Consider the following 12,823-nt stretch of genomic DNA (forward strand, 5'->3'; position numbering starts at 1 on the left):
ACATGGGGTTTCCACTTCCTTTTCAATGGATAAAAGATAAGTTCAGTGTACGCTATAAGTGACAGGGAATCAAATGGCGCAGCTTCGAAACGTCGGAATAAGTCCTGTCGGCTGCAGCAGCCCAGTCATACGGAGGAAAAAAATCGATGATTGGATTAAATCTTTTAAAAAGGGCACAAGCACCTGTTCCATAGCAGCAAATGGCGGGGTGACTGATCCCATGCTGACAACGTTGGAAGAAAGTCCGTACTGACCGGATCCGCGGTCTGCCGACAAACGTTGGAAATAAGCAACGGCCGGACATCACAGCGATGAACCAAGGGCAGTGAATGAGAAACTTAAATGGGAAAGTGACCCGCATTTCATCACCCTGTATTTTAGACGATCGAACATTATTTTTTTCTCTTCTGATGAACGCACGACCATGATAATCCGGGCACGGGACACGTTTATCCGCTGACCATCTGCAAGCGTATGGTCTCCGAAGGATTCAATCATGAAACGGCAATATTTATCACAAATTTATTATTTTGTCAATATACGTAACCGTTTTCATTATGAATAATTAGTGATATAATGCCTTTTGATGTGACAAACATCACAGTTCATAAATACAAATTTCACATCTATGAGGAGATGCTCAGTAATGAAGGCAGCTGTGCTTGAAGATTTTAAAAAGCCGCTGACGATCGAAACCGTTCACGATCCGGATTTATCGCCGGATGGCGTCATCATTGAAATTAAAGCATGCGGTGTATGCAGAAGCGACTGGCACGGATGGATGGGACAATGGCAAGGCTTTTTAGCTCCATTGCCGCATATTCTGGGTCACGAAACGAGTGGAGAAGTTGTCGCAGCAGGTAAAAACGTAAGAAACTTTAAAAAAGGAGACCGGGTCATTGTGCCTTTCACCCAGGGCGACGGAACGTGTCCCCATTGCCTTGCCGGCCACTCGAATGTCTGTGATCATCAGGTTATGCCCGGTTTCACATATAACGGCGGGTTTGCTCAGTTTATGCAGATTCCGAAAGCCGATCATAATCTGAAACGCCTGCCCGACGGCGTCCATTATCTCGATGCCAGCGCGATGGGCTGTCGGTTCATGACTGCTTTTCATGGAGTCACAAGTGTCGGCAAAATCAGGCCCGGTGAATGGGTTGCCGTATACGGTGCCGGCGGCGTCGGCTTATCGGCTACTCAGATCGCCACTGCAATTGGAGCAAATGTCATTGCCGTCGACATCTCAGATGATAAACTGGATTTTGCCAAAAAGGTAGGTGCGGTTGCTACAGTGAACAGCAAGAAAGAGAATGCACCTGAAGCCATCCGCGAGATCACCAGGGGCGGAGCGAACGTATCAATTGATGCGCTCGGCATTCAGGAAACGATGCTTAACTCGGTCCTCAGCCTTAATAAACGCGGCAGACATGTTCAGATCGGCATGACATCATTCGGAAAAGAAGGCATGCTGAAGCTGCCAATCAACGATATCGTCGATAAGGAGATCCGTTTCAGCGGTTCATTCGGCATGCCGATTTCAGAATATGCGGGGATGCTGCAGATGGTCGAAAAGAAACGTCTTCAGCCTGGAAAACTGGTGACCAAAACCATCTCACTGGAAAGCATAGATGATGCGTTCCACGACATGACAACATTCTCAGGAAAGGGTGTCACGGTCATTACTGATTTCGAAGAAAAAAGGCCGCCGAGAAACTACAATTATTTTGAAAAACAGGCTGTTTAATCGGCAGCCATGACACAAAGCAAAAAAAAGACAAAGAATGGGTCCAGCTCTTTAACATCCGGTTTCCGGGAAAAGTGTCTTGCTTTTCCCGGATCTTTTTCGGCTTTTTTTATGAAATATCCGGATAACGATTGAAAATCAGAATTTCACCAGGCATAAAGCAATCGGTCTAACTTCGCCTGCTGAAACCGGCTCGAATGCCGGTTTTGCCTTCCATTTTGGCACAAAGTGCCTGCCTCTGTATCTAGGGCGGGCTCTCTCCCCTCCAGAAATGAATGAAATCAGTCTGATGGACCGGCCGCCCTTTATTAAAGAAGACGGCGATAATCAAGCACAAGCTCATGTTCGATCCGAATGCCGTCCGGGCTGTAAACGGGTATGGACGGTTTTAGTTTTCGTGCATCATTTACTGCGCCGACACAGAGCTGTGCCAGCGAAAAGCCCCTCTTCTGATAAAATTCAAGAGCCCTGATATTATCATTGGTTGTTGTCAGATGCAGCCGCTGCAATTTTCTTTTTACAGCCAGGTGAATGACCGCGGTCAGCAGTTTCGAACCGACTCCGCGGTTTTCTGCGAAGCTGTCCAACGAGATGATTTCCATCGCTCCGTCGGTAATTGTAAACGTGACAAAACCGAGTACCCTCATTGTGTCAAAAGCAAGATATCCGGGCAGTTCGGTCATGTTATACTTTTCCCCATGCACGACCATTGCTGTTTCGCCCCAATGCTGCAGCGCCAGCATCCTAATCTGCTGCTGATCTTCCTTAATGATCGGCCGTACAGAAAATTCCGTCCGTTTGTCCTGAAGCTGCTTTCCCTTCTCCATTTTGAACGTCCCCCTCAACAATCCTTTTGGCAGATCGTTTCATAGATAGCATAACACACAGTTTTCCTTCCGATTTCAGTTTAAACCTATAGGGGCGGCAGCTTTGAATCATTGAGTATTAATTCTTGAATCTGTCGGCCGAATATCCGGACAATCCATTCGGAAACAAAAAGGAGCCGGACGTGTCTCGATTTTAAATCCGCTGATACCTACGGACAGACGCCCGCTCTTTCTCCCTTTCCCGACATAGATTAAGAATAGGCCAACATGGAATTCTGTTTAAACAGCCGGAACCCAATGAAGTTGCAAAATTCCGGCATCAGGGAGGTAAATGTTCATGTCGTCTAACGAATATTACGAAAAATGCCGCGCTTTTATTAACCAGCCCGTTGAAATTAAATGCGATGACGGCACCGTCCACTACGGCATCATCGATTCCGTCGATCAGGAGAAGGTGTACCTGAAGCCGTTTGACACATCTGTTCCCGAGTCGGAGAGCCGCAATCCCGGAGTCTTTTTCTTTGGCCTTCCCTTTTTAGGAGGCTTTGCGGGAGGGCTGCTCGGTGTTGGCCTCGGCTCGGTCATCGGCGTCAGGCCTTACCCTTACGGCGGCCCGGTCTCTCCGTACGGACCGGGGCCTTATTACGGACCTTATGGCGGATACTATGGACCGGGACCTTACTATTACTAATCAACGGGATGGAAGGGAATCGGGTCCCGTGCCGGTCGACCAACACAGGAATGCCTGTGAATGCTCCTTCGTTTTCTAAGCCCCGGCCAGAAAAAGTCAAAAAAAAAGAGAAACTTTCCGCGAGGCCGCTGAAAAGCATGTGTTTTTCAGCGGCCTCCTTTTCGTTCCTCTCTTTATGATTATTTCAAATTCAAAACGGTCACTTTCTGGCGGGACATCGAGAGCAGACTGTTGTGTATTCCCTGAACGCCCATTCCGGACGCTTTGACGCCGAGAAACGGGAAATGATCCGGCCCGCGCTCCGTACGTCCGTTAATCTGCACCGTACCGGCCTCAACCTGTCTGGCAACGGCAAGTGCCCGGTCAATATCCTGAGTAAAGATGCTGGCCTGCAGGCCAAATTCCGACTGGTTGGCTATTTCAACGGCTTCCCGATCCGATTTTACCCGGATAACAGGAAGGACGGGTCCGAACGGTTCAATCCAGGCAACATCCATATCTTTCGTCACATTGTCAAGCAGTGTCGGATAAATAAGATTATCCCTGCGCCGGTTGCCGGCAATGAGCGTCGCATTTCGGGCAAGTGCATCGTCGATCAGCCTCTGGACGAAGTCTGCCGATGGATCGTCGATCAGCGGCACAATCGTGCTGTCCTCTTCCGGGGATCCGACGGACAAGTTTTCAACCTCGTTTTTAAGCCTTGCAACCAGTCTGTCTGCAATCTTTTCATTGACGATCACACGCTTGATTGCCGTGCAGCGCTGACCGGAATAAGAGAACGCCCCGTTTATGATGCTCTTGACCGTAACATCCAGATCGGCGTCTTCACAGACAAGCGCCGGATCTTTTCCGCCAAGTTCAAGGACGAGCGGAATCATCGTCGATTGTTTTGACAAGCGGCGGCCGGTATTCGTCCCGCCGGTAAAACTGATCATGTTGATTCCCTTGTGCTCAACCAGATAGTCGCCGATCACCGAGCCGCGTCCGGTCGTCAGACTGAGCACCCCTTTGGGAAGGCCGGCCTTATCCAGCGCCTCAATCATCTTAATCCCGCTGATCGACCCTTGAGTCGCCGGTTTAAAAATGACTCCGTTTCCTGCCATCAGCGCCGGAGCAATCTTGGAAGCGGCTAGATTAACCGGATAATTAAACGGCGAAATCGCCAGCACGACACCTAGCGGCTCTCTCTCAACAATGCCCAGTTTTTTCTGCGATCCCCCCGGGAAGCCGTCGCCCCTCAGGCTTTCACCGTGCATGTGCAGCGCCTCCTGGACAGTGTATCTGATCAGATCGGCGGTCCTCACCACTTCTTTCCTTGAATCGCGATCGCCCTTGCCGACTTCGTGCATCACCGTTCCGGCGATTTCTTTTTCATTTTTAATAAGTTCATCGGCCCAGCGATCCAGAACGGCACCGCGTTCGTTCAATGACAGCGCCGCCCATTTTTTCTGGGCCTGATGGGCTGCACGAATAGCCGCATCCACTTCTTCCTGTGTCACCGCCTGGACAAAACCAATCGTTTCACGAAGATAAGGAGACTTTATGGCGATCGTCTGACCGGAAGAACTCTCTTCCCATTTTCCGCCTAAATAAGCCTTGTAGGTGGTCAACTCTGAAACATTTGAAGCCATACCCTTTCATTTCTCCTTTATTTGCCAATTCGAATCTGCGCATTGACAATTATTTTCTCTTCATTTAAAAATTTTAGAAAAATAGTTCAATATCATCATACGCATTATTACATGAAAATTTATTTTTATCCACCGTTATGCTTTGATGGAAATAGATAAACATTAACAAAAAAATTTAATTCGAATAAATCTTACCCTTTTAGCATCCTGGTTTAAAGCAAATTCACAGTATTGTAAAGAAATATAATTTCATTGTGATTCAAATCACAATACATAATTTATTTTATAATAATGTTCCGAATATTCATTTAATAAAACGGCAGCTAGTCCGTCCAAGAAGAATAATATTCCCGACGCGGCTACCCCAAAAGGATCTGCCCAACCGAACAGTGCTCCCCCTGAAGATTTTCTTCCCGCCGGTCCTTCTGCAGCCGGCCGGGAGTGAACGAATGACGGCCAATCATCATCCGTGCGAAAATGCCCTGTAACCGTCTCCGGTCAACCTATTCAGCCGATCGAAACAATGATTGATCCGCTCCCGGCCTATGTATCTTCCTCTTTGCGGAATCCGGCTTTATCACGCTTCGCCCGCTGCCGCCTCATCTCTGTACTGGCAGGCGGCAGTGCCGGCGAAAAAGTAAAGGGGCTCATGGATCAGAGCTCCTTTTTAAAGTTCGGTTTCCTGTTCAATTTGTGTCAAATTAACAAACGGAGCCGCGAAGATGGCCAGGATAGCGACCGGCAGCCAGGCGATGATCAGAAAGAAAAAAGCGGCAACGTGCCTTTTTTTCCACATTTGCCAAAACGGCAGCACACCCAGCATCCATCCCGTTATCAATCCGATTATTCCATAACAGAGGAGAAGCTGCAGAGCGTATATTATCATTCATATCAACTCCGTCACCCTTTTTAACAGTTTATGCAGCGGCCGTAAAGGGGTGAAACAGAGAAGACAAAACGCCGGCTTTGCGAACCGTCAAAAACCTGTAATGGCACGTTCACGCCCGTTCATAGACAAAAAAAGTGTGCGGGAAAACATTCTTTCGATCAAGCGTCCCTTGTATTTCAGAGACAGGCCGCCACTTTTCTTCATCAAAAGCTGTGAAATAGGTATCTCCTTCAAATTCAGCATCAATACAAGTGATATACAGGCGGTCGGCATAAGCGATGAATGTCTCAAAAATCTGGGCGCCGCCGATAACAAAACATTCTTTGCCAAAAGAAATCCCGCTCTTCAGGAAATCTTCTGCAGAATGGAAGACAGCAACATTTTCATATCGAAACTCCGAATCACGCGTCAGTACTATATTCTTTCTTCCCGGAAGCGGTTTCCCGATCGACTCGAACGTTTTCCTGCCCATAATGACCGGATGGCCGGTCGTTATTTTTTTAAAATAGCGGAGATCGGCCGGCAGATGCCACGGCAAATCATTGCCGCGGCCGATCAGCCGGTTTCGGTCCATCGCCACAAGAAATGAAATCATACGGACACCTCACCTTTGATGTGCGGATAAGGATGATAGCCCTCGATGCTGAAATCGTCATAATCAAAGTCGAAAACAGACGGCACGTCGCGCAAAATTTTCAGCTCCGGCAGCGGGCGGGGCGTCCGCGATAATTGTTCTTTGACCTGACTAATGTGATTCAGGTAAATATGAGCATCGCCCAGTGTATGTATAAACTCTCCCGGTTCCAGCCCGGTTACATGAGCGATCATTTCCGTCAGCAGTGCATAGGAAGCAATATTAAACGGCACCCCGAGAAAAATATCGGCGCTGCGCTGATAAAGCTGGCAGCTCAGCCTGCCGTCGTTGACATAAAACTGAAACAGGCAGTGGCACGGAGGCAGCGCCATGTCCGGAATATCCGCCGGATTCCATGCAGTAACAACCAGGCGGCGGGAGTCCGGGTGGTGTATAATCTGGTCTATCACATTTGAAATCTGATCAACGGTTCCGCCGTTTTTGCCGGGCCATGAGCGCCACTGGCGGCCGTAGACCGGACCGAGATTCCCGTTCTCATCCGCCCATTCGTTCCAGATACGGACGCCGTGATCCTGAAGATATTTTACATTGGTATCGCCCTTCAGGAACCAAAGCAGTTCATAAATAATTGATTTATAGTGCAGTTTCTTTGTCGTCAGCAGCGGAAAACCCTTTTGAAGATCGAAGCGCATCTGATAGCCGAAGAGGCTGATCGTTCCGGTCCCGGTCCGGTCCGATTTCCGGTGGCCTTCTTCCAGAACCTTTCGGCACAAATCCAAATACTGTTTCATGATTCCATCACCCCTCGTGTCTCTCTGCTCTCTATAGTATCATAATCCGACCGGGCCCGACATATCTGCCGGAACCGCGTTAACAAAATCATAATCATCCGCAGCCATGCATAGTCATGTTACAAGCACCGCTAAATGGGAGGAGAAAGCTATGAATGCCGACACGCAGCAGGGCAATCCTCTGAATCGTCTGCGCCGCGAGCATCCCGGCGCCTTGCAGGAAGAATGGACACAGCTCTGTCAGACAGACATGAAAAGCGCACTTAAGCTGATTAACGATCCGAAGCTTGAATTTCCGGCTTTGTTTACCCTGAGAGAACATTTAGAGAAGCGCGGAGAGGGTCTGAGTGCACGCAATCGCATTGTCCTCGCCCACATCCGCAATGTACTTCAGGGTGCCGATCTTGGGATTGACCTGAATGCCCCCTTCCCGGATCAACATGATCTTGTCGTCGGATCGCTCCTCTGGGTTCTTCGCACCGGATGGAAGAATATCCTTTCTACCGATTATACCCAGGTGATCGATCAGACGGCGATTCATATTCTGCACACGTACCATCATGATTGGATAAAAGAAATGATCGATCTGATTTTCTACCGTTATAAAAATAAAAGCCAGCGCCATTATTTAATCAGCGCCTTGCTGGAAACCGCAAACCCTGTTTGTCTCGTTTATCTTGCCAATTATCTTCTCTCGGAGCAGACTGTGGAAAGCGATTACGCCCGGCGCATGCTCTCTTTCATTCCGGAAGTGCGTCACGCACTGGATTGCCGGGCCGCTTTTTTTGTCTTTGAAGCCTGGTACGAAGAAAACGGGCACTATCTGGTGTATACGGGAGAGACGAACGACGCCGCCCCCGGCGCCAGGCCTTACCGGATCCATTACAGTGCTAAGTATCTTGGAAAAGCGGTCATTCCCCGGACCGGAGAGCCTATGCAGACACTTTTGCCGGAAGAAAAAAGAAATTACCTGGCTTTTTTAAAATTGCCCCGCAAAACACAAATCGCCCTTTCCCGCTTTTCCGGCCAACTGCGGAAGCAGCAGCCGGGAAATTGGCGATTCTGGATCGCACAGCCTCTGAATCAGCAGATCGGCACTCTCAAGGAACGCCGTTACGGGGAGGAAGGCGCATGATTATTGTGGAAGGTCAGACGCTTACGGCAGATGCAGCGGGGAGCTTCAGTGCGATCGGAGCAAATGCCTCGAAAATTTTTCAGGCCATGAGCGATTCATCAGAAATGTTTGTTTACCCATCCCGCCGCGAACTGACTTTTGAAATCAAATTCCGTTCTGAAACGATTGCCGCGGCGCGCGCGCTTCAGAACAGCCGGGCAGCATTCGCAACCTTTTACTACTCGGCATGCAATGAGCTTTTCTGGTCTCTGACCGGTGAAGGAGGTTTCGAACTGAGACCCGGACGGCAGCCTTCGGAAGCTATACGCGACATTTTTAGAAACGGAGACGCCTACGCCTTTGAATGCGCGACTGCCATGATGATTGTCTTTTATAAAGCGCTGATTGAGACTGTACGGGAAGAGCGCTTCAATGCCGTCTTTCAGCATCTCTATCTTTGGGATTGGCAGAATCATCCTTTTTTCCCTTTGAGAAACATAAATCACGTCGGATCCGGAATTCCCGGAGACATTCGTTACTTTAAAAATCCCGAGGTCAATCCCCAGACACCGCAGTGGCAGGGCGAGAATGCGGTCGATCTGTCGAACCATCTCTACTTCGGCCACGGCATCGGCATTCTTCCCGCCGAACAGATCATTGCGGAACTGAACAAATATCGAAGAAGAGGCGCCGAGATTTCCGCCTTTCTGATGCCCGGCGCCACCCGTCCGGATTATCTGGCACTTTCAGAGCTTGACGCCGGAGGGCAGACAGATGTCATAAGAATCGCGGCAGGGACATCGACTTATACTTTTTAGAGAGTTTTCAAACATTGCTTTCAACGAAAGTTTGTTCAAGAACGCTTTCATAAATAGCATTTTACGATAAAGATCAGACGTTTTGAAAGAAATTGTTCCTAAATAAATGCGTCTTTAACAGATTAAACAGATTGGTGTTCAGTTTTTAATCATTTTTGCTTAAAGTCTTCAATAATACTTTAAGCACAATCTTTTACAATGTTTAAGTATAGTTTTCAGTATGCCCGAGGGCTGAATAAAGCGGGTTTATATGCGATTTTTTAATTCCTTATTCATCAGCTCCGCTATTTGTTTTGAATTTGGACTCCCTTCATTTTGCAGTTTTTCAATGATATTAATATAATCCGTCTCACTTCGGTTCTGGCTTAATTTATAAGCGGCCTGAATCTCTTTTACTTTAATTTTAAATCCAACGATTCCTTTCAGTTCACTTTCTAAGAGTTCAGGAGAAAGTTTATCCCATAGAACAGGATGTTCCCGATTTTGCTCATAATGTTCCATCATTTTTGTTAATTCTTCGATTAATTCATTTTTCTCTAAAATGCTTGCTTTGCCATATACATGGACGGCCTGGTAATTCCATGTCGGAACTTCTTCATGCCCATACCATGAAGAAGAGATGTAAGCGTCCGGTCCCTGAAACATCACAAGCACATCATTACACGCTTCAAATGTTCTCCACTGAGGATTTCCATAAGCCATATGACCGCTAATATAGAAGTCATCGCCTTTTTTAGTGAACCCAAAGGGCATATGTGTCGCTATCGGCTTCCCCTGTTCCGTTGTGATAATCGTGCCAAAGGAGTTTTTTTGAACAAAATTCCAGATTTCATCAACATTTGTGACCTTAAAACATTTTGGAATATACATTATAATCCGCCTCTCAAAAAAGTCATAGGAGTATTCGGGTCATTATAAAATCCTTTTGTTCTTCATCGCCCATATAAAAAAAGTGGGCTCCCGTTTGAATAAACCCCATTTTCTGATAAAAGGCAAGAGCCTTTTCATTTTTTTCCCATACGCCCAGCCAGATTTTCTTTTTATTGCGTTCCATCGCAAACTTTACAGCCTCATTTAACAGATATCTGCCAAGTCCATGTTTTTGAAATTCATTTTTTATATAGATTCTCACGATTTCAAGTGCTTCATCACCCATTTCTTCAGACTGGGCATTATTGATGTTGACTTTTAAATACCCGGCAATTTCATTATCCAAATAAACAAAAAAGAATTGCGAGGAAATATCGGATAACTCTTTTCCCAAGCGTTTTAAGTTAAACGCCTTCTCCAAATAGGCATTTATGTTTTCGGGTGAATTCTGATGCACAAATGTTTCATTAAATGTTTCATGACTCATTCTTTGAAGTATGAGTAAGTCTTCAAATGTGCATTTCTTTATTTTTACAGCCATTTCCGCGACCCTTCTATATTCTCAATAATTTCTTTTGTTCCCCTTCTTGACAAATTCCCAATCCTTTTCAACATTTTTTCTTACCCTCTGAAGAAGATTGGAAATAGCTTCTGCTTCTTTTTCGGAAAATCCGGCCAATGCAACGAGATTAGAATAGTCATTTTCTCGTTTTATAAAAGGATAAATCTTTTGCCCCTTCTCTGTCGCAAAGAGTTTTTTTATCTTCTTGTTATGCTTATCGTCCTTCTTTTCAATAAAATCATTCAATTCAAGTTTTTTTACAGCATGAGCCGCTGTTGTCCGGTCCACTTTTATCATCCCTGCTAACTTTTCCTGAATGATCCCCGGGTTTTCACATATCCGCACAAGGTACAAATACTGCCCTTTTGTAAGATCATATTCTTTAAATTCTATATTGCTTATGGAATCTAACGCCCTGGCTATCATTCCGATTTCACGAAGAATTTCCTTCATAATGAACTCCTTAACATCATTTTAGTTGCAAATAAAGATTACTTTAACTATGATGTTTGCATTCGCGGCAAAAATTGATCCAGGTTATAGGGAGTCATCATTCATGATGACTTAATCCAAAAGGGGTAAAAGAACGATGAAATCGGAACAAGAAAAGTAAGGATAGTTGCTGCATATCATTATCTAAGCAAGATCCAATACCTTCATCGCATCATTCATAAAACAGACGACCTGGTGCTGTTTGCCAAAAAGCGGCAAAACACGTAAGCATAATAAAAATAGTCCGCCTCTAAACGGATCTCGTTATGATTCCGTTCAGAGACTTATACTCAGTGGAAGGCGCCGGTTCTCATCGCTTCGCCTCAATTGATACTTCTTTATTGTTAATATCAAGAATTGAAATGACGCATGTTCCCCCTAAATTATCCTGAACCGATGCCGCCAGGTCTTTTAAAGCATTTTCCAACGTATTCAATCTTCTTTCATCAACTAACTCAATACACAAAAAAGCATTCTCTGTCTTTTCCGTAAGCATCGTTCTCACGGATTCGCGCCAATTCCAGCACCTGCAAATGGCTCCGCCATCATCTTTGTATACGATCTCACCCTCATAGGGCGGTTCGTTTTTATCCGTTCCTAATGTAACAAAGTTTTCATTTCCCGCTGCTTTAGTCAATCTGATATTACCCGCAAAGGTATCTATATCTTCACCGCCGCAAGGCAACGCATATCTCAAAGAAATAGAATTATATATATCGACCAATGGATTAATCGTTCCCAAATGTTTCCCTTTATACACTCGTTTTAATAGTGCCTCAACAGAGGATCTTGCACCTTTTTTGGTTTTAAACTTTCGAAATGCCTCTCTCCATACTTTAACTGCTTCAATACTGCTGAATTCTTCCGCATGCTCCAGATAGTGCAAGGCTTCCCTTTCCGAATTATAGATGATATCCTGATATTTATTTTTATCCTTTATAGAGTTATCAATGCCGTTGCAAATAACAGTACCAATTCTTGCATCCGGAAATGTACTCCAGAATTGATCTTCGATAACAAACTTTTTCATTTAAAAATGCCTCCTCGACTTTAAAATTCGTTCAAGATACTATAGTGCCGGTCAGTAAACTTTAAATTCTGCAGAATAACAATTCCCTTGCCGTTGCCGATTCCATGAAGAAATGTCTTCCATTATTTTTATTGCAAATGCATCAAAAAGGCATATATTAAATATAGTTTAATTCCGTTGCATTTGCAACAATACATGTGATCATGTTGGCCTTTCTTTAATAATCTCGATCAAGTCACTGTCTTTAACACTCCTCATCAATCATTTCTGCAGACTATTGTCCACACCGTGCAGTTTCATTATTTCAAACATAATCATTATTCTTTTTTAAAATATACTCCGTGTCTTTTTTTAACTGAAAAATATTTGTTTAACGAAGGATTATATACTGCTTCAAAACCTTACGGAGGCACACTTTATTAATGGAACGCCATTGAGAGAGCCGGCTGATCCTGCGAAAAGGGAACTTGGCCGGTCAGGTCATCAATTTTCAGACAATATTAGAGATGATGGTGTCTGGATCTGGTCAAAAACAAAGAAAACCACTTCTCGATTTTCTAGTGTTTCAATCTGCAGCTTCCTCCGTCATCCGTTCATTAATAAATAAAAATCGGGGAAATTGAGCTTAAATTCGGGCATAATAAAAGAGGCTGTCTCAAAAGGTCAGTCTGTAGTGAAAAACGAGAGGGACATTTTTTCCCTCTCGTTTTTCGCTCATCCTTGAAAGATCACAGAAAAAAATCGCCTCTTTTTATATAATGAAAAGGAC

General features: G+C 45.4%; 13 protein-coding genes. 4 read left to right on the top strand and 9 right to left on the bottom strand.

The genetic code is table 11. The features are described 5' to 3' along the window. Window positions 1-646 precede the first annotated feature (646 nt). Window positions 647-1,744 (top strand): zinc-dependent alcohol dehydrogenase family protein, encoded by a 1,098-nt coding sequence (locus tag OYT88_RS09665; RefSeq protein ID WP_274399606.1) that lies wholly within the window; start codon window positions 647-649, stop codon window positions 1,742-1,744. A 308-nt stretch (window positions 1,745-2,052) separates the two neighbouring features. Here the strand turns inward: OYT88_RS09665 and OYT88_RS09670 are convergent, their stop codons facing one another. Further along, window positions 2,053-2,571 (bottom strand): GNAT family N-acetyltransferase, encoded by a 519-nt coding sequence (locus OYT88_RS09670; RefSeq protein WP_274399608.1) that lies wholly within the window; start codon window positions 2,569-2,571, stop codon window positions 2,053-2,055. A 337-nt stretch (window positions 2,572-2,908) separates the two neighbouring features. Between OYT88_RS09670 and OYT88_RS09675 the strand changes: the two genes are divergently transcribed. Beyond that, complete coding sequence (locus OYT88_RS09675) at window positions 2,909-3,262, top strand: hypothetical protein (protein WP_274399609.1); 354 nt, start codon at window positions 2,909-2,911, stop codon at window positions 3,260-3,262. A gap of 179 nt (window positions 3,263-3,441) precedes the next feature. Here OYT88_RS09675 and OYT88_RS09680 read toward each other — a convergent pair whose 3' ends face one another. The 4 genes from OYT88_RS09680 to OYT88_RS09695 all read right to left on the bottom strand — a co-directional run bounded on the left by OYT88_RS09680 (window position 3,442) and on the right by OYT88_RS09695 (window position 7,168). Further along, on the bottom strand, window positions 3,442-4,893 hold the full coding sequence (locus OYT88_RS09680) for an NADP-dependent glyceraldehyde-3-phosphate dehydrogenase (RefSeq protein WP_274399611.1): 1,452 nt from the start codon (window positions 4,891-4,893) through the stop codon (window positions 3,442-3,444). Between the two features lie 667 nt (window positions 4,894-5,560). Then, window positions 5,561-5,779 (bottom strand): hypothetical protein, encoded by a 219-nt coding sequence (locus tag OYT88_RS09685; RefSeq protein ID WP_274399613.1) that lies wholly within the window; start codon window positions 5,777-5,779, stop codon window positions 5,561-5,563. A 112-nt stretch (window positions 5,780-5,891) separates the two neighbouring features. After that, on the bottom strand, window positions 5,892-6,377 hold the full coding sequence (locus OYT88_RS09690; protein WP_274399614.1) for a dihydrofolate reductase: 486 nt from the start codon (window positions 6,375-6,377) through the stop codon (window positions 5,892-5,894). Beyond that, a complete protein-coding gene (locus tag OYT88_RS09695) occupies window positions 6,374-7,168 on the bottom strand; it encodes a thymidylate synthase (protein WP_274399615.1) in 795 nt (264 codons plus the stop codon). The genes OYT88_RS09690 and OYT88_RS09695 overlap by 4 nt, the downstream gene beginning before the upstream one ends. Window positions 7,169-7,319: 151 nt before the next feature. On the opposite strand from OYT88_RS09695, the gene OYT88_RS09700 reads away from it, so the two are divergent. Continuing rightward, window positions 7,320-8,303 (top strand): hypothetical protein, encoded by a 984-nt coding sequence (locus tag OYT88_RS09700; RefSeq protein ID WP_274399616.1) that lies wholly within the window; start codon window positions 7,320-7,322, stop codon window positions 8,301-8,303. Next, window positions 8,300-9,100: a spore coat transglutaminase TGL gene (gene tgl / locus OYT88_RS09705; protein ID WP_274399618.1), complete on the top strand. Its 801-nt coding sequence runs from the start codon at window positions 8,300-8,302 to the stop codon at window positions 9,098-9,100. The genes OYT88_RS09700 and tgl overlap by 4 nt, the downstream gene beginning before the upstream one ends. 246 nt (window positions 9,101-9,346) lie before the next feature. Here the strand turns inward: tgl and OYT88_RS09710 are convergent, their stop codons facing one another. The 4 genes from OYT88_RS09710 to OYT88_RS09725 all read right to left on the bottom strand — a co-directional run bounded on the left by OYT88_RS09710 (window position 9,347) and on the right by OYT88_RS09725 (window position 12,054). Further along, on the bottom strand, window positions 9,347-9,970 hold the full coding sequence (locus OYT88_RS09710; protein ID WP_274399620.1) for an FMN-binding negative transcriptional regulator: 624 nt from the start codon (window positions 9,968-9,970) through the stop codon (window positions 9,347-9,349). A gap of 22 nt (window positions 9,971-9,992) precedes the next feature. Continuing rightward, entirely contained in the window at window positions 9,993-10,511 is a 519-nt protein-coding gene (gene paiA / locus OYT88_RS09715; RefSeq protein ID WP_274399621.1) for a spermidine/spermine N(1)-acetyltransferase, read from the bottom strand. Window positions 10,512-10,532: 21 nt separating this feature from the next. Then, window positions 10,533-10,985: a MarR family winged helix-turn-helix transcriptional regulator gene (locus tag OYT88_RS09720; protein ID WP_274399623.1), complete on the bottom strand. Its 453-nt coding sequence runs from the start codon at window positions 10,983-10,985 to the stop codon at window positions 10,533-10,535. A gap of 349 nt (window positions 10,986-11,334) precedes the next feature. Beyond that, window positions 11,335-12,054 carry a B3/B4 domain-containing protein gene (locus OYT88_RS09725; RefSeq protein ID WP_274399624.1) on the bottom strand — a complete coding sequence of 240 codons (720 nt, stop codon included), beginning with the start codon at window positions 12,052-12,054 and terminating at the stop codon, window positions 11,335-11,337. Between the last annotated feature and the right edge of the window lie 769 nt (window positions 12,055-12,823).

Source organism: Sporolactobacillus sp. CQH2019 (assembly GCF_028765345.1).
Lineage (GTDB): Bacteria > Bacillota > Bacilli > Bacillales > Sporolactobacillaceae > Sporolactobacillus.